The 22,016-nt window shown below is 25.4% G+C and carries 17 protein-coding genes; 10 read left to right on the forward strand and 7 right to left on the reverse strand.

The genetic code is table 11. The annotated features are described in order from the left end of the window. Positions 1-30: 30 nt before the first annotated feature. On the forward strand, positions 31-1,173 hold the full coding sequence (locus tag ACKU3H_RS05150; protein ID WP_320035902.1) for a response regulator: 1,143 nt from the start codon (positions 31-33) through the stop codon (positions 1,171-1,173). Positions 1,174-1,182: 9 nt separating this feature from the next. Here ACKU3H_RS05150 and ACKU3H_RS05155 read toward each other — a convergent pair whose 3' ends face one another. Beyond that, positions 1,183-1,986 (reverse strand): ion transporter, encoded by an 804-nt coding sequence (locus ACKU3H_RS05155; RefSeq protein ID WP_320035903.1) that lies wholly within the window; start codon positions 1,984-1,986, stop codon positions 1,183-1,185. A 143-nt stretch (positions 1,987-2,129) separates the two neighbouring features. On the opposite strand from ACKU3H_RS05155, the gene ACKU3H_RS05160 reads away from it, so the two are divergent. The 4 genes from ACKU3H_RS05160 to ACKU3H_RS05175 all read left to right on the forward strand — a co-directional run bounded on the left by ACKU3H_RS05160 (position 2,130) and on the right by ACKU3H_RS05175 (position 10,216). Then, entirely contained in the window at positions 2,130-3,170 is a 1,041-nt protein-coding gene (locus ACKU3H_RS05160; RefSeq protein WP_320035904.1) for an HD domain-containing phosphohydrolase, read from the forward strand. Positions 3,171-3,277: 107 nt separating this feature from the next. Continuing rightward, positions 3,278-6,454, forward strand: a complete 3,177-nt coding sequence (locus ACKU3H_RS05165) for a glycoside hydrolase family 15 protein (protein ID WP_320035905.1) — start codon at positions 3,278-3,280, stop codon at positions 6,452-6,454. Beyond that, positions 6,454-7,440 (forward strand): glucokinase, encoded by a 987-nt coding sequence (glk, locus tag ACKU3H_RS05170; protein WP_320035906.1) that lies wholly within the window; start codon positions 6,454-6,456, stop codon positions 7,438-7,440. Before ACKU3H_RS05165 ends, glk begins: the two co-directional genes overlap by 1 nt. Before the next feature lie 10 nt (positions 7,441-7,450). Beyond that, entirely contained in the window at positions 7,451-10,216 is a 2,766-nt protein-coding gene (locus ACKU3H_RS05175; RefSeq protein ID WP_320035907.1) for a DEAD/DEAH box helicase, read from the forward strand. Here ACKU3H_RS05175 and ACKU3H_RS05180 read toward each other — a convergent pair. From ACKU3H_RS05180 to ACKU3H_RS05190, 3 genes are all read right to left on the reverse strand, one after another. After that, positions 10,213-11,916 carry a HAMP domain-containing sensor histidine kinase gene (locus ACKU3H_RS05180; protein WP_320035908.1) on the reverse strand — a complete coding sequence of 568 codons (1,704 nt, stop codon included), beginning with the start codon at positions 11,914-11,916 and terminating at the stop codon, positions 10,213-10,215. The two genes, ACKU3H_RS05175 and ACKU3H_RS05180, sit on opposite strands and share 4 nt — an antisense overlap. A gap of 112 nt (positions 11,917-12,028) precedes the next feature. Beyond that, on the reverse strand, positions 12,029-12,520 hold the full coding sequence (locus ACKU3H_RS05185) for a nucleoside 2-deoxyribosyltransferase (RefSeq protein ID WP_320035909.1): 492 nt from the start codon (positions 12,518-12,520) through the stop codon (positions 12,029-12,031). Then, complete coding sequence (locus tag ACKU3H_RS05190) at positions 12,517-12,864, reverse strand: nucleotide pyrophosphohydrolase (RefSeq protein ID WP_320035910.1); 348 nt, start codon at positions 12,862-12,864, stop codon at positions 12,517-12,519. Before ACKU3H_RS05190 ends, ACKU3H_RS05185 begins: the two co-directional genes overlap by 4 nt. A gap of 59 nt (positions 12,865-12,923) precedes the next feature. Between ACKU3H_RS05190 and ACKU3H_RS05195 the strand changes: the two genes are divergently transcribed. Together ACKU3H_RS05195 and ACKU3H_RS05200 are read left to right on the forward strand one after the other, a co-directional pair. Next, positions 12,924-13,925, forward strand: a complete 1,002-nt coding sequence (locus tag ACKU3H_RS05195) for a tRNA pseudouridine(13) synthase TruD (RefSeq protein ID WP_320035911.1) — start codon at positions 12,924-12,926, stop codon at positions 13,923-13,925. An 85-nt stretch (positions 13,926-14,010) separates the two neighbouring features. Next, the gene (locus ACKU3H_RS05200; RefSeq protein WP_320035912.1) at positions 14,011-15,483 is read left to right on the forward strand and encodes a diguanylate cyclase; all 1,473 of its coding nucleotides are present in this window, start codon (positions 14,011-14,013) and stop codon (positions 15,481-15,483) included. Here the strand turns inward: ACKU3H_RS05200 and ACKU3H_RS05205 are convergent. The 3 genes from ACKU3H_RS05205 to ACKU3H_RS05215 all read right to left on the reverse strand — a co-directional run bounded on the left by ACKU3H_RS05205 (position 15,480) and on the right by ACKU3H_RS05215 (position 19,286). Beyond that, positions 15,480-17,576: an ATP-binding protein gene (locus ACKU3H_RS05205; protein WP_320035913.1), complete on the reverse strand. Its 2,097-nt coding sequence runs from the start codon at positions 17,574-17,576 to the stop codon at positions 15,480-15,482. The two genes, ACKU3H_RS05200 and ACKU3H_RS05205, sit on opposite strands and share 4 nt — an antisense overlap. Before the next feature lie 144 nt (positions 17,577-17,720). After that, complete coding sequence (locus tag ACKU3H_RS05210; RefSeq protein ID WP_320035914.1) at positions 17,721-18,695, reverse strand: hypothetical protein; 975 nt, start codon at positions 18,693-18,695, stop codon at positions 17,721-17,723. A gap of 9 nt (positions 18,696-18,704) precedes the next feature. Then, positions 18,705-19,286 carry a tetratricopeptide repeat protein gene (locus ACKU3H_RS05215; RefSeq protein ID WP_320035915.1) on the reverse strand — a complete coding sequence of 194 codons (582 nt, stop codon included), beginning with the start codon at positions 19,284-19,286 and terminating at the stop codon, positions 18,705-18,707. A gap of 111 nt (positions 19,287-19,397) precedes the next feature. Here ACKU3H_RS05215 and ACKU3H_RS05220 point away from each other — a divergent pair, with 111 nt between their 5' ends. From ACKU3H_RS05220 to purS, 3 genes are all read left to right on the forward strand, one after another. Further along, positions 19,398-20,696, forward strand: coding sequence for a S41 family peptidase (locus tag ACKU3H_RS05220; protein WP_320035916.1), 1,299 nt, complete (start codon positions 19,398-19,400; stop codon positions 20,694-20,696). A gap of 28 nt (positions 20,697-20,724) precedes the next feature. Further along, complete coding sequence (locus ACKU3H_RS05225; RefSeq protein ID WP_320035917.1) at positions 20,725-21,678, forward strand: phosphoribosylaminoimidazolesuccinocarboxamide synthase; 954 nt, start codon at positions 20,725-20,727, stop codon at positions 21,676-21,678. 90 nt (positions 21,679-21,768) lie between these two features. After that, positions 21,769-22,014: a phosphoribosylformylglycinamidine synthase subunit PurS gene (purS, locus tag ACKU3H_RS05230; protein WP_320035918.1), complete on the forward strand. Its 246-nt coding sequence runs from the start codon at positions 21,769-21,771 to the stop codon at positions 22,012-22,014. Positions 22,015-22,016: the final 2 nt, after the last annotated feature.

Genomic DNA, 22,016 nt, shown 5'->3' on the forward strand with positions numbered 1-22,016 from the left:
AATATCAAAAAAACAAATTAAGAGTGTTTTATGAATGAAGAATTTCTAAAAAAAGTAACAATTTTAGTTGCAGAAGACCAAGAAAACGATGCTCAACTATTATTATCCACATTAAAAAAATATTTTAAAAAAATTTTATTGGCTAATGATGGTTTAGAAGCATTAAAAATCTATAAAGAGAATAAGGATATTGATATTATTATTTCAGATGTTGATATGCCAAAAATGAATGGAATAGAGCTATTAAAATCAATACGGTATTCTGATTTATATATCCCTTTTATAATAATATCTGGCAAAATAGAAAATGAAATTTTAATGGATGCTATAAATCAAAATGTTAGTTCATATATTCTAAAACCTCTTGATATTAAAACTCTTTTAGAAAAAATAGATATTTTATGTGAGAAAAAATATTTTGAACATAGATTAGAAAAAAAACAAGAAGAGCTAGATAACTATCTATCTTCTATTGAAAAAGTAGCCGTTGTATTTAAACTAAAAAGGGACGGTACAATTACATATATGAATGAATCTATGTTTGAGGTAAGTGGATATAAAAAAGAGGATTTAAACAGATTAAATTTTGATGATATTATACACCCAGATATTCCTAAAAAATATATTGAGGATACATGGGGAATTGTAAGCCAAGGAAAACTTTGGACAGGAAATACAAAGTTTATTTCAAAGTCAAAAGAGATTTTTTATTTAAAAAATACAATTTTTAAAACCTCTAGTATTGATGATGAGTATATGACAATTGCCTTTTTAACTACAAAAGAGAATATTGAAAAAAGAGATTTTCACAAAAAAGTATTATTAAGTATAAAAGAGTTTAATCTAAAAGAATACAGATATAAAGAAGAGATAAAAGCTTTAAGAGCAGAGTTGTCAAGTATTAATTTAACTAGTTTTGAAAGCAAAATTGCAAGTATGAAACAAAAAAATAGTTCATATGAAGCACAACTAAAAAAATATGAAAAAGAGATCGAAGATTTAAATGAAAAATATAAAGATATGCTTTTATCTAAAAAAACAGAAATTAGTAGATATGTTGATCTAATTCAAATTGAAAAAAATAAAAATCTCAAACTTGAAGAGGAAAAACAAAAACTTGAAGAGGAAAGAAAAATTTTAAAAGAGCTAAATGAGAGATTATCTAATAAATAGAAAATGGAATTAATCCATTTTCATTTTAGAAATTAGTTGTTTTAAATCTTTAATCTCTTCTTTTAAATCTTTAATCTCATCTTGAAGAGAAACTTCACTATTTTTTACTTCTCCTATAATGTTTTTTTCTTCATCAGCTTTTAATAAAGCCATTGCATCTACAATTACAGCCACAATAAGATTAATCATTACAAAAGTTGCAATAAAAATAAAAGGTATAAAAAATACCCAAGCGTATGGGTGAACTTCCATAATTGGTCTGGCTATTCCCATTGACCAAGATTCTAAAGTCATAACTTGGAAAAGGGTATAAAAAGAATCTCCTAATGTACCAAACCATTGAGGAAAATTTTCACCATAAAGATTTGTAGCCATAATAGCAAAAATATAAAAAATCAAAGCCATTAATGCCATAATAGAGAGCATTCCAGGAATTACACTTAAAAGTGCAGCAACAATCTTTCTCATTTGAGGTACAACTGTTATAAGTCTAAATAGTCTGAATACTCTTAATATTCTAAATATAGCAAAACCTTCATTTGCAGGAATAAGTGAAATCACTACTATAAAAAAATCAAATAGTGACCAAGGGTCTTTAAAAAATGAGAATCTATAAACATAAATTCTTAAAACTATTTCTAGTGTAAAAATTGCAATAACCATCTTATCAAAAGTTAAAATAAATTCAGAATAATATTTCATAACACTACTTGAAGTTTCAAGTCCCATAGTTATTCCATTAAGAATAATAATAGCAATTATAAAGTTTTGGAAATGATTTAATTCAACAAGTGCTTTAATATTTTTATACATTGATACCCTTAATTTTTTATGGAATTATACTAATAATAAGATTATATTTATAAGGTGATTTAGATATTTTTTATACTAATATAAAAAGATACTAAAAGTAAAAAGTAATACAATATCTATTTAATGAAAATAAGGATTTTATAATGGAATTTCAAGAGATGCGTATAGTATCAATAGATGACAATGAAAACAACCTTTTTTTAATTGAAGCTATATGTTTAGAGATGAATCTAAGTGTAAAAAGTTTTTCAGAACCTTTAGAAGCATTAATATATGTATTAAAAAATAAAACTGATATGATTATTGTTGATTATATGATGCCAAATTTAAATGGTTTGGATTTTATAAAAGAGTTCAGAAATCACAATAAAATTGCACCAATCATAATGATAACAGCAGCAGGAGATGATGAAAGAGTTCATAGAGAAGCTTTTGAGTTAGGTGTAAATGATTTTTTAAGTAAACCTGTAAATAGTACACTTTTTAAAGCAAGAGTAATAAATCTTTTAACAAATTATAAAAACCAAATTCTACTTGAAGATAGAGCAAAACTCTTACAAGAAGAGGTTGAAAAAGCGACTAAACAATTAATAGATAGAGAACATGAAACTTTACAAATATTAGGGAAAGCAGCAGAATATAAAGATCCAGAAACTGCTTCTCATGTTGCTCGTGTATCCCATTATAGTAAATTATTAGCAAAAGAATATGGCTTAAGCAATGAGGAACAAGACTTAATATTTTATGCGGCACCTTTTCATGATTTAGGAAAAGTTGGTATAGAAGATAGTATCTTGCTAAAACCAGGTAAATTAGATGAGGATGAGTTTAAAATTATGAAAACTCACTCACAAATTGGATATGAAATATTAAAAGAATCCCAAAGTGAATATCTCAAAGCAGGAGCTATTATTGCTTTGTCACATCATGAAAAATTTGATGGGAATGGTTACCCTAATGGTTTAAAAGGTGAAGAGATTCATATTTATGGAAGAATTGTTGCTATAGCAGATGTATTCGATGCATTAACTTCTATTAGACCATATAAAAAGGCTTGGACTCTTGAAGAGGCTATAAATTTTTTAGAAGAGGAAAAAGGTAAGCATTTTGACCCTAAAATTGTAGATATGTTTGTAAGTAACCTAAGTGAAGTTACAAAAATATATAATACTTTTCAAGAATAAAGATTTTAATAGTTTTTAAATAGTATATAATCTATTCATAGATATAAAGATATTTTTAGACTATTAGCTTATAATTTTTTAATGAAGATTTATAAAAGGTTAATCCAATGTATATAAAATCTAGAGAATCACTTCTTGAAAACTACTTCGAAACAATTGAAAATATAATCTTGTCTAAACAAAATCCAATAACTGGACTTCTCCCTGCAAGTACTGCAAAAACTACCCATGGAGATTATACTGATGCTTGGGTTAGAGATAATGTATATAGTATTCTTTGTGTTTGGGGTTTAAGCTTATCTTTTAAAAAACACAATCCTGAAGATTATAGAACATATTATTTATCACAAAGTGTTGTAAAGTTGATGAGAGGTTTACTTTTATCAATGATGAGACAAAAAGATAAAGTTGAAAAATTTAAATATACTTTAGATCCAACCGATGCCTTACACGCAAAATATGGAACTTCCACAGGTTTACCCGTTGTGGGAGATAATGAATGGGGACATCTTCAACTTGATGCAACTTCAATTTTTATTTTAATGCTAACTCAAATGATAGCTTCAGGAATTAAAATTATATTTACGATTGATGAGGTTAATTTTGTTCAAAATTTAGTACATTATATCAGTAGAACATATTGTACTGCTGATTTTGGTATTTGGGAGAGAGGTCATAAAATTAATACTGGTAATGCTGAGATAAATTGTAGTTCTGTAGGGATGGCAAAAGCAGCACTTGAAGCAATATCAGGATTTAACCTTTTTGGAAATACAACAAGTAAAGAAGCTGTTATTCATGTGATTCCAAGTGATATAGCTAGATCTAGATTTACACTAAAAGAGTTATTACCAAGAGAATCTAGTTCAAAAGAAACTGATGCTGCTTTACTTAGTATTATAGGATATCCAGCTTATGCTGTTGAAGATGAAGAGTTAGTTAAAGCAACAAAAGAGAAGATTTTAAAAAAGCTTGAGGGAAATTATGGTTGTAAAAGATTTCTTTTAGATGGTCATCAAAGTTGTTTAGAAGATAATAGTAGATTACATTACGAAAAATCAGAATTAAGAAAATTTGAAAATATTGAATCTGAGTGGCCTCTGTTTTTTACATATTTACTTATAGATTCTTTAATGAGAGGAGATTTTGATGAAGTTGAGTATTGGAATAAAAAATTAGAACCTTTATTTGTGGAAGTAGATGGACAAAAGCTTTTACCAGAATTATATTATGTGTCAAAAGATTTAATCGAAAAGGAAAGAGAAAATCCTAAGAGTCAAAAAAGAGTTCCAAATGAAAATATTCCCTTAGTTTGGGCACAAAGTTTATACCTTTTATCTAAAATGGTACAAGATAAAATATTAGATATAAATGATATTGACCCTTTAAATAGAAGAAGCAGAATAGGTCATAAAAGAAAAACTTATCCAATGGTTGCAATTTTATCAGAAAATGAAGTAGTAAAACAAAAACTACTTAATTTAGGATTTAATACACAAACTATAGATGAATTAAAACCATTAAAGATAGTCCATGCTTCACAATTAAAATATGTACATAGTATTTTAGGAAAAAATAAAAAATTAGGTTTAACAGGGAAACCATCTTGGGTGCCACGTTCAATAACAACTGCAAGGTTACATATACTAGCCCAAGAGAATATAGTTTTTTTACCATACTACTTTAATCCAAAAGGGTTTTATTTTAATTCTGACAATAGATTATTAGTGGAACATTTTAGGGCTTCACTTACTTTCCTTTCAACTCACTGGGATCAACCAGGTCAACCTATAATCCCTTTTTTAGTAAAAGATAATATGTTAGATAGTATGCAAAAAAATGAGATATTAGATTTATTAAATGAGATACAAAGTGAAGTTTGTAATAAAATCGAGATTAAATTAGGATTTCTACAACAATTAATTACAACTGCGGGTATTGAAAGAATAGATAATTTGCATGGCTTAAAAATAGAAGATTTGGATTTTGATTTAGATGATAAAAATCTTTATATCTCTTCTTTATTAGAGTGTGAACTTCCTCAAAAATCAAATTCTTTCGTACAAGATTATTTTAAGTTAGAAGATAGTGCACTAATAGAAAAATTAACTCAATATATACCATTAAGTCATAAGGTTGATATTTTATATATTTTATATGAAAGACATAGTTCAGATTTTGAAGTATATATTGAAGAAAAAGCCATCAAATTATCTTTGTTGGCACAACATTATTATCAATATGCAGTTGCTTGTGAAAACTGGTCAATTATTAGAAAAATTAGTGATATCCAAGGTTCATTTGATGAACGTTTAGAAGATGCATTATTGGAAATAATTATTAGGCAAAAAAGATTAGCAGTTGGTCGAGCTTATAGTGAAGAAGCAACAATATCTAAATCTTTGGATAATGTTTCTACTTTAAATCTGATAAATAAATTTTGTGGAAAAAATCCTGCTGAAAGAGCTTTAACCCAAGAGATTGTTTTACATTTAGGACATTTAATTAGAATAAAGCCTGAATTGTTTGAGGGTATACTAACAATGAGAAGTTGGTATTTTGTTCAATTATTAGTTAGTAATATTTGTAAAGAAAAGAATATCCCAATAGCTGATGGTTATGAATATTTAATTAGTATTCCTCCAAGCCAAATCTATAATAGTTTAATAGAAGTATTAAGTTCACTTAGTTTTAACATAGGCCAAATGAAAAATCAAGAGAGTCTTTTTGTCACAAGTAATAGCTCTTTTAATTTTAAATTTGAGAAAAATGATAAGATAAAAGAGAACAGAGATTGGGCAGAATATAGAAAAGAAGCGGGAATGCTTTCAAGATTATCAAAAAACTTTTATAAAGGTATTTGGTATTTATTACAACAATGTAGAGGTTTAGTAATAGGTGATAAATATAATTTGAATAATAGAATTGATTCTGAGATAACCTATGATACAACTGCTGGAGAAAGAAGTTTTGAATTAAGACTAGAAGGATTGTTACAAGGGATTGAAGCTGCAGATTATAGGCAGTTAAATTTGGAAGCTTTAGAATCATTATCTAAAATATTTAAAGAAAATCCAGATATTAAATTAGAAGCAGATGTTATGTTAGATGTCATAATAGGTCATGCCGTCAGACTTGCTTGGATAAAAGATAATAGTCAAGATAATTATGATGAACATAGGGCACAAGCTTGGAACTCATTTTATAAACTATCTCCAAATGAGACTGATGAATATTTTATTGAAGCCTTTATGTATCTTTTAACTCAAAATGAGGAGAATTAATGATTTTAAGTGGCGATATAGGTGGAACAAAAACAAAACTTGCTTTATACAAAATTGAAAATAATAGTTTAAATCTATATTATGAAAAACAATTCTCCAGCAAAAAATATAATAGTTTCTTAAAGCTTTTAGAAGAGTTTGAAAAAGATGCCCCTAAATGTCAAATAGATGCAATTACTATTGGTATAGCTGGACCTATTATAGAACAAAGATGTAGAACTACAAATCTTCCTTGGGATATTAGTGCCCAAGAGTTAAAAAAATATTTTAATACACAAAAAGTAAAATTGTTAAATGATTTAGAAGCAACAGCATACGGAATGTTATATCTAAAAGATGAAGAGTTTTATGATTTAAATCCAAGTGCAAGAGTTATAAAAGGAAATATTGCAGTAATAGCAGCTGGAACTGGACTTGGTGAAGCAATACTTTATTTTGATGGTGATTCTTTTTCTCCAATAGGAACAGAAGGTGGACATAGTGATTTTGCACCAATAACTTCCCAACAAGATGAACTTTTAACTTGGCTAAGAAAAAGGTACCCAGGTCATGTAAGTTATGAGCGTGTTGCTTCGGGTATGGGAATCTCTACTATTTATGAGTTTTTATATGAAAGTGGATTTGCAAAACAGCCAGAATTTATAGCTAATATGGATGAAAATGCAGATAAAAGTGCTTTAATTAGTAAAGGGGCTTTGGAATTAAATGATCCTTTATGTATGGAGACTTTAAAGCTTTTTGTAGAAATTTATGCAGCTGAAGCTGGTAACCTTGCATTAAAATCTATGTCATTGGGTGGAGTATATATTGGTGGAGGAATAGCACCTAAAATTTTACCAATTATAAAAAGTGATTACTTTTTAAATGCTTTTTTTAGTAAAGGAAGATTTGAAGAGTTATTAAGAAGAATTCCTTTAAGAGTCTCTTTAAATCCAAATACTGCATTGTTTGGTGCAACAAGATATGCATTTGATAAATTAGTTTAGGCACTTATTTTTGAATCAACTAATTACAAACACTTCAAGTGGTAACTTTTATAATCATATCACTTCACTTTTAGAGTCTTGTAACTCTTTTACTTTTAATGTAGCTTTTCTAAATTATTCTGGGATTCAATTACTTTTAAATAGTTTAGAAAAGTGTAAAGAAAGAGGAGTTAAAGGGAAAATATTAACATCTACATATCTAAATTTTACAGAACCAAAAGCTTTAGGAAAACTTTTAGAATTTGATAATATTGAGCTAAAAATATTTGATTCAAGTTCTCAAGGCTTTCATTCAAAGGCTTATATATTTGAATTTGACGATGAATACAAAACTATAATTGGTTCTTCAAATATAACAGCAAGTGCATTTAAAACAAATATAGAGTGGAACAATCAAACAATAAATAAGAAAGAAGACATATATTTAGAAACTTTATTTAGTGAATTTAACTCTTTATGGGAAGGCTCTATTACTGTTGATAAAAACTTTATTGATTCATATTCTATTTATAAAAAAGATTTAGTAAAGAAAAGTTTTGTTTTTAATAAAGAGATAAAAGTTAATTTGATGCAAAAACAAGCTTTAGAAAAGTTGGAATTTTTTAGAAAAAATAAAGAAAATAAAGCTTTAGTTATAGCAGCAACAGGTACTGGAAAAACATATCTAGTCGCATTTGATGTAAAAGAAGTAAAACCTAAAAGGTTACTTTTTATTGTTCATAGGGAAAATATTTTAAATAAAGCAAAAGAGTGTTTTGAAACTTTAATAAGTGATGTACAAATGGGTTTACTTACAGGAAATAGTAAAGATATTTCAAAACAGTATATTTTTGCAACCATACAAACATTAAGTTCAAATTTTAATATTTTTAAAAAAGATGAATTTGATTATATTATTTATGATGAAGCTCACCATATAGCAAGCCCATCTTATATAAAAGTAAAAAACTATTTTGATGCAAAATTTACTTTAGGATTAACAGCAACACCCAATAGAATGGATGGAATATCTATTTATGAGCAATTTGATGATAATGTAGCTTGTGATATTAGACTTGATGAGGCTTTAGAAAATAAACTTGTTTCAACTTTTCATTATTATGGGATTAGTGATATACAAGAGTTAGATTATGAAGATATTGATATAAATGATATTAGTTCTTTATCAAAATTTTTGATGATAAATAGAAGAGTAGATTTTATTATTGAAAAAATGAATTTTTATGGATATTCAGGAAATAAAAGAAGAGTATTAGGCTTTTGTAGTTCAAAAGAACATGCTTTATATATGGCAGAAGAGTTTAACAAAAAAGGGATATCTTCTATTGCTTTAACAAGTGATGATAGTACCCAAAAAAGAGATGAGCTTATTGATTCTTTGGAAGATGAAAATCAAAAACTTGAAGTTATATTTAGTGTGGATATTTTTAATGAAGGGATTGATATACCTTCAATAAATACTGTTTTGATGTTAAGACCTACAAATTCACCTATTGTTTTTGTCCAACAATTAGGAAGAGGAGTTAGAAAATCTAAAGATAAAGAGTTTTTAACCTTAATAGATTTTATAGGTAACCATAAAAAAAGTTTTTTAATTGCTTTAGCTTTAAGTGGTAAGAAATTTATAGATAAAGAGAGTATAAAATTCTCTTTATTAAACAATTTTGCAAATTTAAAAAATGCTCATATAGTGTTAGATGAAATTTCAAAAAATAGAATATTAGAACAAATAAACAAAGAGAATTTAAACAGTTTTAAATATTTAAAAGATAACTACTTAGAGTTTAAAGCAATACTTGGGAATAAAATTCCAAATATGGAAGATTTTATCAATAATGATGATTTTATAACTCCCATACCTTTTATTGGTGAATCTAAATCTTATATATCTTTTTTAAATAGAGTAGAAAAAGATAAAGTTATCCAAACAATTTGTTTAGATGAAAAATTTTTAAAAGCTGTTGCTTTTATTGATTATCATTTACCTCTAAGAAGAGTTTATGAATTTGCCATATTAAAATATTTACTAAAAAATAAAAAAATCGATTTAAAAAAAGCAAAAGAGCTTTTAAAGAAGTATTTATTAAGTGTAAATGAAAATACTATAAAACATAGTTTTTCTTATCTAAACCATGAGTATTTTGATTCTTCTCAAGAAAAAAGATTTTTAAAACTTATTGAGAAAAAAGATTCTGAAATCTATTTAACAAAAGAGTTTGAAAATATTCTAAAAGACCCATATAAAAAAGCCTTTATTGAAAGTTCTATAAATTATGGAATTATAACTTATGAAGAGAGTTTTTCAAATATAGATTATGGCTTGCCATTTTTTAAATTATATGAAAAGTATAATATGTTGGAGATTGCCTTATTGGCAAACTTCAATAAAATACATAGTTCTTTTAGGGGTAGTGGATTTTTAAAGTTTAATGATGATTTCTTTTTATTTATTACCTTAGAAAAAGATAAATATTCAAAAGCTTCAAAATATGTAAATAATTTTAAATCAAATGATACTTTTAATTTTATTAGTAAACCTTCTATGTCCCAAGAAAAAGGGGATGGATATAGATTGATAAATAATAAAAAAGAGAAAGTAAACTTACATATATTTGTTAGAAAATTTTCCCATGTGGATAAAAAAGTTCAAAAATTTATTTATTTAGGTTTAGCTGATTGTGTTTCGTATAGTGGAAATAAACCAATAAATACACAACTTGTATTACAAAAACCATTAAGTGATAAGTTGTATTATGAGTTTACTAAAATAGTTTAATCTTGTTTATGTAACTCAATAGTAAACATAGCTCCATTTTCACTATTTTCTACAATCAATTTTCCACCTAAATGTTTTTCTATAATTGTTTTACTCATATATAATCCAAGCCCAGTACCTTGGGATTGATGCTTTGTTGTAAAGTATGGATCAAAAATTTTTATAAGATTTTCTTCTTCTATACCTTTTGCATTATCCTCAATAGTAATTAATATTTTATTTTCTTTTATTATTAAAGAGATTTTAATCCAACCATCTTTTATCCTTTTATGGATAATTGCATCTTTTGCATTATTTAAAATATTAATTATAACTTGTGCTAGCTCTTCAGGAATCATCCTATATTTTATTGGAGTTTGATAATCTATACTTTTGATTAGTTTTATATGGTTGTTTTCTAAAGAGGCTTGAATAATTTTTAGACTTTCTTCAATTCTATCTTGAATAATTACCTCTTTTTCTACTCTTTTTTCTTTTATAAAATCTCTAAATGTATCTATAGTTTTCGAAAGATACTTTGTATTATCAACTATTAAATCCATATTTTTAGGAATATCGTCTTCTTGTAACATTCCAAATTCATGATTTAGTTTTAATCCACTAGCTATGGTACTTATAGCACTTAAAGGTTGTCTCCATTGGTGGGCAATATTTCCAATCATTTCACCCATTTGAGCCATTTTTGCTTGTTCTAAAAGTTGTTGGTCTTTTTTTATTATCTCTTGGGTTAATTCTTTGTCTAAAATAGTTTTGATTTTCTGTTGTAAGAAGAGTAGCATTACACTTAAATATAAAAATATAAATAAAAATAATATTGTATAGTAGTTATTATTTAAAAGATTAATTGTCTCACCTTTACTAATAATTGAGATAAAACCCTCATACTTTTTTGAGATAGTATGGTAAATAGGTATTATAGTTACAATAGAATCTTTTTCATTAACAAAAATAGATGAAGATTTTGTTTGTTGACCAAGTTCATATAGTTTTTTAGAGATTTCATAAGAGGGCTTCATATCAACTATTTTCTTTTTTGATTCATTCTTTAAATCCTCTAATATATTTTTATTATCAACAAACCCACTAAAATGAGCATCTTTATAAATATTGGAGTTTTTTAAATAGTCTTCATCAAAATTTTCTTTTTTTATAATAAAATTACTTAATACATCATATTGTTTCATAAGAGATTCTGTAATAGCTTCTTCACTAAAAGTTAGAGAGATTAGACCTAGATAAATATTGTTTTTAATTATTGGATAAACAAATCTATAACCTGAACCAAATTTTCCTATTTCATAACTTGAGATAGGAACTTTATGCTCTTGAACATATTTTAGTGTTTCCCTTTTTTCACTAACTTTATTACCATAATCCAGAGGGTTAACCATTTTTAGAAAAATTGTGTTATCTGGTAAAATATAATTAATACTGATAATATTTCTTTTTTTTAGAGTATTAAATCTATTTATTGTTTGTAAATATAGTTTTTGTCTTATTTGTGCTTGTTCTTTTTTACTTTTATTACTTATGTTAAAAAGCTTTTCATCTACTTTTGTAAATCTTAAAAGTCCTGTGTATATAACCTCAGATAAATCTTTATATTGAAATAAAACACTGTTATAAGCTTTAGTTTGGATATGCGTAGTTTGTTGTAAATATTTATTTTTATTATCAACTGCAAAAAAATTTAAAATCAAATAAGTTAAAATTGAAATAATAACAAATAGAAAAATATATTTAATTTTTAAATTTCTAATTACTGTTTTAGTATTTATACTAAATCCTTAAAATTACGTTTGTCCCATTATATCACAATTGAGCTAATACTTTTTCAAAGTCTCCTTCTACAATTTTGTTTATTGAACAAGATAACATAAGATTTAAAGGGTAGTCAAAATCTTCAATTACCCTATCTTGTAAATCATAATATATTCCATTTTCATATTTGATTTCATTAGATTTAAATTGTTGAAGATATGAATCTTTAGTGTTTAAATAACCATAAACTTCTTTTTGTAATCCATAAGCATAACCACACTCCCACACTGTTCCACTATCAGATTCTTTTCCCCTAAAAGAGTTTAAGTTTGCAATAACTATATCACACTCTTCAATTAATTTTTTATTTGCATAAAAAATCTCTTGTGCAATTTTTTGTTTTTCTTGATTAAAATCTATTTGATTATCTAAAGGATATAAACCAATAAAACCATATTTTTTGCAAAGTTCAACATACTTTTTACCAATTTGTATTGAATCTTTTTCAAATACATCAGGACCAGCTATATATATTTTTTTCATTTCTTTTTTCCATACTCAATTTTTTTGCCATTTTCATCAAACAAAGGATATTTTTTTTCATTCATTTTCATTTTTTCTAAAATTGCTTCTTCTAAATCTATATTATAAGCCATACATATTCTAGTAAGGTAAATTACAATATCAGCAATCTCTTGTTTTACATGTTCTTTTTTCTCTTCTGGTAAGTTTTTGGCTTGTTCAAAGTCTAACCATTGAAATATCTCAAGTAATTCTGAAGCTTCAACACTCATAGCCATAGCTAAATTTTTTGGGTTGTGAAACTTATCCCAATCTCTATCTTGTGAAAACTTATTAATTATAGTTTCAATATTTTTCATATCCATTTTAAACCCTTGTTAGTAGTTTGAGAGTATAATACCGAAATTTAAAATAAAGAATAGAGATGATAGAAAGAGTATTTGCACAAAACCATAAAACATTGGAGTTTAAATTTTTTCAAAATAGAGATGATTTTATTGTTGAAGAACAAGGAATAAAATTTAGCTCAAAGGGAAATTTTATAGTTGCAAAAATAAAAAAAACTGATTTAGGAACTTGGGATTTAATCTCAAAATTATCAAAACAATTAAATATTTATGAAAATGAGATTGGATATGCAGGTTTAAAAGATAAAAATGCAACTACAACTCAATATATTTCTATTCCTAAAAAATACGGAAAAGAGTTACAAAAATTTAAATCAAAAAATATTGAAATCTTAGATACAAGATTACATAATTCAAAATTAAATATTGGAGACTTGGTAGGTAACCATTTTAAAATTAGACTTCATGAGGTTGAAGAATCAAGTTTATATCAAATAGAAAAAGTAATAAAAGAGATATCAAAATTTGGCTTGCCAAACTATTTTGGATATCAACGTTTTGGAAATGATACAAAAGAGAATTTGGAAAAAGCAAAACAGTTAATATATGGTGATTTAGTTATAAGAGATAATAAGATTTCTAAAATGTTAATCTCCCAATATCAAAGTTATTTTTTTAATTCTTGGCTTTCAAAAAGAGTTCAATTAAGTAAAGAAGAGTTTATTTTAATGGATGGAGATGTTTTTAAAGACAATAAAAACCATAGGCTTTTTACACCTAAATCAATTACTAAAAATATTAATGAAAGTTTTTTAAAAAAAGATATTGTACCTACTGGATTATTACCTGGAAGAAAAGTTTTTAGAGCACAAGCAAAAGCAAGAGAATTAGAAGAAAAATATGATGACTTATATATACAAGAAAAAGGGTATAGAAGAGATGCATTAGTTTATCCTTCAAATATTGAAACAAAATATTTAAAAGAAGATAAACAATTTATTATAAGTTTTACACTTCCAAAAAGTTCTTATGCAACTGTTTTTATTGAAAATATAGCAAATAAAAATTTTAAAAATTAGTATTTTTTTTCCTTTAATGTTATAATAAAATAAAAAGTTGTTGGCTGTTTAAATAAAATAATTTTTTATAGGGAAAATAACAATTATGGGAAAAACTTCAAAAACACTTTTTTCTTTAATAGCAATATACTTATTTTTAGGGCTTTTTTTAGGCTCTTTAAGTTATAAATTTTTTATTGATGATTTTATCTCTTTAGAAGAGGGACAAAATAAAGATAATATAACCTCTTTTGCTAATATCTTAAATGAAGACTTAATAGATTTAGAAAAAATTACAAATGATTATTCAAAGTGGGATGAAACATATAGTTTTATAGAAAATAGAAATGATATATTTATCTATGATAATTTTAGAGATGATGCTCAAACACTTGAAGACTTAGGGATTGATGCATTTTTATTTGTTGATAAAAATGATAATATAGTTTTTTCAACTTATAATAAAAGAATCAATCTTTTTCATATTAATAAAAAAAATTTAGAAAAAGATTTATTATCTAATCTAAAAAAAATAGCTGAAGTCTCAACTTTATATATGTTTAATAATAAACTATTTTATGTAAATAAATCCAAAATATTAAGAAGTGATTTTTTAGGTAAATATAGGGGGTATATTTTATCTATAAAGCATGTTGATTTAGATTACTTAAAACAAATCACAAGTTCAATTTTTGATAATATTATTTTAGAAAATATTGAGATGATAAAGACTGCTCCTGATATAAGCCTTGCACTTAAGCATCTAAAAAAAGTAAAAGCTTATGTAAATATTGATGATACAAATATTGCTAATAAAATTGAACTATTTGATTATAAAAACCAATATTTAACAACTTTTATTACCTCAAATAGAAATGCAATAATTTTACAAGGTAAAAGAACTATAAAAGTATTTAATTTTATAGGTGCAATAATTTTACTTATAGTATTTATTGTAATTTTCCAAAAACAAAAATTAATTATTGAGCAAAATGAATTATTAAATGAAAAAGTAACAAAAAGAACAAAACAACTAACAAGAGCTTATAGAAGTTTAAAAGTTAAAAATAAAGAACTTTATAAACTTGCCCACACAGATTTCTTAACAAGTATTAGAAATAGGGCTAACTTCTTTGAAAATAGTATTAGACTTCTAAAGAAATCTAATAATGAAAATAAAAAATTTGCTGTACTTATGATTGATATAGATTATTTTAAAAAAATAAATGATACCTATGGGCATGATACTGGAGATAAAGTACTAATAGAGTTTTGTAATATTGTTAATGAGATTATTCAAAAAGATATGATTTTTGGACGTTTAGGTGGTGAAGAATTTGCCATAACAATTTTTAACCAACAAGAGAGTAATGTATATGAACTTTCTGAGAAAATTAGAGACAAATGTGCCACAACATTAATAAAAGTAAAAGATACAGATATTAAATTTACAATCTCAATGGGTGTTGTATTTAAAGAGGATAAAAAAGAATCTATAGATGAAATACTACATAAAGCTGATGAACTTTTATATACAGCTAAAGAATCAGGAAGAAATAGAGTAGTTAGAGCAGTTTAATTTTTATTTGGAATTACTATTTTAAATTCTGCACCAAAATACTCTTTTTCATTTACTTTAAATGAAGAGTTTTTTACAGAAAATTTACCTTTAAAATGTCTATTTATAATCTCTTCACTCATATAAAGTCCAATACCTGTCCCTTGAGACTTATGTTTTGTGGTAAAGTATGGTTCAAAAATTTTATCAATAATCGACTCATCAATCCCTTCTGCATTGTCATGATATAATATTTCAGTATTATTTTTTAATTTGTGAATCTCTATTAAGATTTCACCTTTCTTAAAATCTTTTGCTTTAAAAACATCAATACTATTGTTTATTAGATTTAAAAATACTTGAATAAACTCATTTTTGTAACCATTAATTGTAGTTTCTACATCTCCTTCAAAACTGATTGTTATTTCATTTATATGAAGTTTTAATTTTAATATAGTCATACAATCTTTAATAGCATCAACTATTTTAAAGTCTTCAAAGTTATTACTATGTTTAAAGAAGTTTCTAAAATCATCAATTGTATGTGATAGATAGTTTGATGATTTTATTATTATATCCACAGAATCATCAAAGAATTCATCATCAAGAGTATCAAAATCTTTTTTTACTTTCATACCTGAAGCAGCAGTTGTAATAGTTGATAAAGGTTGTCTCCATTGATGGGCAATATTTTCTAACATCTCACCCAAAGATGCCATTTTAGCTTGTTGATAAAATAGTTTTTGCTTTTCTTCATATTCTTTTTTTAATTTTAATTCTTTTGTTACATCTCTAACAATTGTATAGATATACTTTTTCTCACCAATATCTATTTGCGAAGCATAAACTTCCATATCTTTTATTTCCCCAGATGCAATTTTATGTTTTACAATAAATTTATGTTCGCTGTTTTTTAGTATTTTTTCTATGATAAAGTCTTCATCTAGATTTTCTGCTTGTATATCAGATGTTTTAAAAGATGTTAGTTGTTCTTTTGTGTAACCATAAAAATTGATTGTGGCATTATTCACATCAAAAATTTGTTTGCTATCTGGATCAATTAAAAATTTCATAGAATTTGATCCTTCAAAAACTTGTTTGTATCTTCTACTTAAATCTTCTATCTCTTTTGTTCTTAGATTTACTTCTTTTTCTAATTGGTTTGCATATCTAGATTTATTAAAATAGTAATATGTTATAAAAATACCAATAATAATTGAAAATGTTAAGTAGGCAATAATTTCAATAAAATTCTGTAAATTGTTTATCTCTTTTGAAAACACTTTTTCATAATCTTGGAAAGTTAATATATAAGCCATATCTTCATTTTTATAATCATCAAGTTTGTAAATAGTAATAAATTTATTATCTCTTATTTGGTATCTTTTTATATTAAGAATATCATCTAAGTTTTTTTGAACAAAATCTAGTAGTTGATCTTTGGCATTTATATTTGCAACATAATAATCTTGAATAAATTTTTTTGTAAAAGGTTTTTTTATTTGGTTTTTATACTTTTTATCAACCAGCAGTAGAAAATCCATAGTTTCATTTTGAAATTTTTCTGCAATTGAATTAAATTTTGTAATTGTTTCTATAAAACCTTCAAACTCTCCATTTTCATAAACAGGGATTATACTTTTAAAAGTTATATCAAAAATACCAACACTAATAACACTTGTGATTTTAGGTTTTTTAATTAACTCTATTAATTCTTTCCTTTTTGATAAGACATTATCATCTCTTTTATTAGTCCAAGTTCTATATCTACTAAAACCTTTTTTATCTACAATATGGATCCAAAGGTTTTTAAAATTGCTATTTTGTTTTATTTTTATTGAGATATCTTTTAATACTTCAAATTTTTTATAATCCAATTGTGTAAAAAGTTTATTTTTTGATGCAAATTCAGAAATAGTAAGTGCTAAGTTTAGTGTTGATTTGGCTTTGTCTTCAATAGATTGTGCAATAAGTGAATTGGTATTTTGTACTAATATCTCATACTTATTATTCATAATAGAGTTAAATTTTTGTTTCAAAAGATAATTTATAGTAAAAAATATTGGTATTATAATGATAAGAATAAGTAATAGATATTTAAAATTATTTTTCATAAAATCATTCTATCTAAAAGATATTTAATAAGCTTTCTTTTTGATTATTTAAGTGGTTTTTGTTTAGAAAAAAGTTACTATTTATAACTTTTTTAAAATATTAGTATATATAATAGTATTTTTTATTGATTTGATGAGGGTATATTATTTTAAAATAATATACTCATCATCATAATATATAGTATCACCTAAAGCTATAACTGATTTTTCATTGTTAAAGCTTAATTCATAAATATTATCTTCTTTAAAATCATCAGAAATATTGATTAAATATCCTTGAGATTCTAATGCGTATAATGAACTTCCATATGCTAAAGCATAAATTTTTGCAAATTTATATTTTTTTCTATTTATAATATTTAAAGAAATATCTGTTTTAATAATTTGTCCATCAATAGTTGCAATATAAATATTATTATCATGTGTAATAATATCTCTAATACTATAATCTTTTAAATTTAAAACACCATCACCAACTGAAATTACTTTATTAACTGTAGCTGCAACTAGGGTATCTTCAATTACATCTAAAAATATAATATTGTTAAATTGTCCATCTGCATCAACAACAATACTTTTAATAACTTGATTATTACCTTCAGCAACTACAATGATCTTTCCGTCTAAAGTAGGGAATAAAATAATATTACTCATAAAATATGGGTTTGCAATTCTTGTATCATTTACAAATGAGTGAGTGAAATACTCTTTTAATAAGATTTGTTCTTTATCAATATCATATAACTGAATTGAATTATCAGAGAAAATCATTGCAAGTTTATTACCTTTTAATGTAGCTGCTACAACAACTCCACCAGTTTTAATAACTTTTTTATCAAGCATAATGCTATCTTTAAAGTTTGATGTAATTACTATATCTTCACTTATATTTAAAAAGTTATAACCCTCTTCAATTGTAAATTTAGAAACACCTCTTTTTGTAATAATCTCTCCACTATCTAAAGTAGCTCCATCTTTATTCATAGAAATTATATCACCATTTAAACTAGCTTTTGTATTTTCATAATCCCCAACAGTATATTCTGGGTCAAAAAACTCTTTTTGAGAACAACCTGTAAAAACAAATAGTAAAGTTATTGTAAAGATTAAGTATTTCATTGTTTACCTTTATTTTGTTGCTAAATAGTGTTTTAAAATATTAACTAAATCGTTAACTTTTGAATCACTTTGTATCATTTTTAAAGTATTTCTAGCTTCTTGATATTTACCATTTTCTGCTAACATTAATGCTCTATTAAAAATAGCAAACTCTTTTAATAAAAAGTCATTTTGCATTGATACTGAATTTAATTTTTCAACACTTTTTTCTTCTAATGCTTTTTGATATGCTGTTAAATCTTTTAAAAATTTAACATCTACATCAACAACTTTTCCCTCTTTTTTAGAGTTTAAATATTGTGCAATTTCATATAAATTTTTATTTTTTTCTTTTAAAATATTTAAAGCTTCACTATCTTTTGGATTGTCTAAAACTTTATTTAAAGCTATATTAGCTTCAAGCTTATTTGATTCTTGAATACTTTTTGTTACAAAAAAACCAATTACAAGTGCTATTATAATAACAACTACAGAAATAATAACAATTTTATTTTTTTTATAAAATCTTTCAACTTTTACAAAGCTTTCAAGAAATTTTTCTTCACTACTTATTTCATCTTTAACGTAGTTTACATTATCTTTTAAACTCATTCAAAACCTTCTTAGAAAATTAGACAATATGATACTAAAAAAATTATAAAACCTTACTTTTATATAAACTTTTATATAATACTAGCTCTTACAATAAGCAAAAGGTATAAAATGAAAAGAATTAATAAGTTTTTTTTAATAACGTCGTTTCTGCTTCTTTTATCACAAGGTTTAATGGCAAATGAAGAGGCTTCAGAAACTAGTCAAAGTAGATTTGAATCTTTGTCAAAACTTACTCAGGTAATTGGTACTGTTGAAAAATATTATGTTGATGATGTAAAGCTTGAAGAGATTGTTGATAAAGCTTTAAAGGGTCTAATGCAAGAGTTAGATGCCCATTCAACTTATCTTGATAAAAAGTCTTCAAAAGAGATGAGTATTCAAACAACAGGAGAATTTGGTGGTTTAGGAATTACAGTTGGTATGAGAAATGGTGCTTTAACAGTAATATCTCCAATTGATGATACTCCAGCATATAAAGCAGGTATAGAAGCAGGTGATATAATTTTAAAAATTGATGATAAATCAACTTTAAATATGACTCTTGATGAAGCAGTTTCTTTAATGAGAGGTAAACCTAAAACTAAAATTGTTTTAACAGTTGTTAGAGAAGGTGAAAATAAACCCGTTAAAATTGATATTATTAGAGATATAATCAAAATTAAATCAGTATTCTCAAAAACAATTGAAAATGAAGATTTTCTTTATATTAGAGTTTCAAGTTTTGATAAAAATGTTACAAGAGTTATGAGAAATGAGATTAAAAATAGACCAAATATTAAAGGTATTATTTTAGATTTAAGAAATAACCCAGGTGGACTTTTAACTCAAGCAATTGGTGTTGTTGATCTATTTGTAAACAGTGGTGTAATTGTTTCACAAAAGGGAAGAAATATCGAAGATGAAGAAAAATTTAATGCAAACCCAACAAATACAGTAACTAATGTTCCTGTAGTTGTACTTGTAAATGGTGGTTCTGCATCTGCATCTGAAATTGTTAGTGGTGCTTTACAAGATCACAAAAGAGCAATTGTAGTTGGTGAAAAAACATTTGGTAAGGGTTCTGTTCAAGCAATTTTACCAATCACACAAGATAGATCAGAAAATATTAAATTAACAGTTGCAAAATATTATTTACCAAGTGGTAGAACTATTCAAGCAACAGGAATTACACCTGATGTAATGGCTTATGCTGGTGAAGCAGTAAAAGAAAAAAATGCAGAATTTAAAATCAAAGAGGCGGACTTAAAAAAACATTTAGAAGTTGAATTAGAAAAAGAAGATGGTATAAAAATAGAGAAAAAAGAAGTTAAAAATACAAAAGTACTAACACAAGAAGATATCTCAAAAGATAATCAACTTACAGTTGGACTAGGTATTTTAAAATCGTTAATAATAGTAAATAAATAATATATGAAAGCATAAACGGAGGAAATAGATGAAAATAAGTGATATTGTAGCACTTGGTCTTTGGCCAGAGTCAAAGAAAACTACAACACAAAAAGGTATTCAAGAGTTAGAAGAATTGGGTTATAACTTATATTATATTGGTAAAAATGCAGACCTTTATACTTGTCCAGGTGATGATCCAAAAATACTTTTAGTTAGAAGTGATAGATGTTCTGTTTTTGATATACCTTTAAACCTTGAGATTGAAGGAAAGGGTGTATATCAAACAGCAATTTCTAACAATGGAGCAAAATTTGCTCAAGAACAAGGGATTAAAACAGCAATTTTATCTGAAACTTTAGATGAAAGTTTAAGTGTAGCTCCAAGATGTCAGTTTATGGAATTATGTAAAGCTTTAGAAGCAGAAATTGATGGAGAAGTTGTACAGTTTGAATTTATCTTTAGAAACTATTTAACTGGTTCTTTATATGAAGCAACACAAAAAGGAAATGATCCATATGGTTTAGAGTTATCATCTGATTTAAAAGAGTGGCATAAATTTGAAACACCACTTTTTACTCCAACTACAAAGGGTGTAAAAGATATTCCTTTAAACTCTAAAAAAGTAAGAGATGTATTTCCTGAGATTATCTCTAGTTTAGAAAATCTATTTAAAGAGTTTACAAAATTTGCCGAAGATAATGGAATTGTAATTGTTGATACAAAACTTGAAGTTTTTGTTAATGCAAAAGGTGAATGGATTTTAGGTGATGAGATTTTAACTCCTGAAAGTTCAAGATTTATTACAAAAGAAAACTTTGATAAAGCAAATTATATCTCTATGGATAAACAAATTCTTAGAAACTTTGCAAAAGAGAATAACTGGAAAGAAAAAGCAAAAGACTTAAAACCTGGAGAAAAACTTGATGTTGAAGTTCCAGATTCAATTAAATCTGAAATCTTAAAAGGTTATAGTACTATCCAAGATAGTTTAAGTAAATAGTTTTAAACAAAGCAGCTTTGCTTTGTTTATAAAAATTGATAATAAGAGAAAATTAGATATAATCGCAAAAATATAAATTGAAGGTGATAAATGAAAGCAATTGTAAATGTAGCATTAAAACAAGGTGTTTTAGATGATCAAGGTAAAGCAACTCATCATGCATTAGACACATTAGGTTTTAAAGAAGTTGTGAAAGATGTTAGAATTGGTAAACAAATTATTATGGAGTTAAACTCTTCAAGTGAAGCTGAAGCTAAAGAAGAAGTTACAAATATGTGTGAGAAACTTCTTGCAAACACTGTAATTGAAGATTACGAAATAGAAATAATAGGTTAATA

Origin of the sequence: Halarcobacter sp., from assembly GCF_963675975.1 — a bacterium.
Taxonomy (GTDB): domain Bacteria; phylum Campylobacterota; class Campylobacteria; order Campylobacterales; family Arcobacteraceae; genus Halarcobacter.

Coding starts and splice junctions, on each gene's coding strand:
- ACKU3H_RS05185 (WP_320035909.1), bottom strand. CDS start 12,520: ATGAAAAAAATATATATAGCTGGTCCTGATGTATTTGAAAAAGATTCA.
- ACKU3H_RS05160 (WP_320035904.1), top strand. CDS start 2,130: ATGGAATTTCAAGAGATGCGTATAGTATCAATAGATGACAATGAAAAC.
- ACKU3H_RS05215 (WP_320035915.1), bottom strand. CDS start 19,286: ATGAGTTTAAAAGATAATGTAAACTACGTTAAAGATGAAATAAGTAGT.
- ACKU3H_RS05220 (WP_320035916.1), top strand. CDS start 19,398: ATGAAAAGAATTAATAAGTTTTTTTTAATAACGTCGTTTCTGCTTCTT.
- ACKU3H_RS05205 (WP_320035913.1), bottom strand. CDS start 17,576: ATGAAAAATAATTTTAAATATCTATTACTTATTCTTATCATTATAATA.
- ACKU3H_RS05200 (WP_320035912.1), top strand. CDS start 14,011: ATGGGAAAAACTTCAAAAACACTTTTTTCTTTAATAGCAATATACTTA.
- ACKU3H_RS05155 (WP_320035903.1), bottom strand. CDS start 1,986: ATGTATAAAAATATTAAAGCACTTGTTGAATTAAATCATTTCCAAAAC.
- ACKU3H_RS05150 (WP_320035902.1), top strand. CDS start 31: ATGAATGAAGAATTTCTAAAAAAAGTAACAATTTTAGTTGCAGAAGAC.
- glk (WP_320035906.1), top strand. CDS start 6,454: ATGATTTTAAGTGGCGATATAGGTGGAACAAAAACAAAACTTGCTTTA.
- ACKU3H_RS05190 (WP_320035910.1), bottom strand. CDS start 12,864: ATGGATATGAAAAATATTGAAACTATAATTAATAAGTTTTCACAAGAT.
- ACKU3H_RS05165 (WP_320035905.1), top strand. CDS start 3,278: ATGTATATAAAATCTAGAGAATCACTTCTTGAAAACTACTTCGAAACA.
- purS (WP_320035918.1), top strand. CDS start 21,769: ATGAAAGCAATTGTAAATGTAGCATTAAAACAAGGTGTTTTAGATGAT.
- ACKU3H_RS05225 (WP_320035917.1), top strand. CDS start 20,725: ATGAAAATAAGTGATATTGTAGCACTTGGTCTTTGGCCAGAGTCAAAG.
- ACKU3H_RS05195 (WP_320035911.1), top strand. CDS start 12,924: ATGATAGAAAGAGTATTTGCACAAAACCATAAAACATTGGAGTTTAAA.
- ACKU3H_RS05210 (WP_320035914.1), bottom strand. CDS start 18,695: ATGAAATACTTAATCTTTACAATAACTTTACTATTTGTTTTTACAGGT.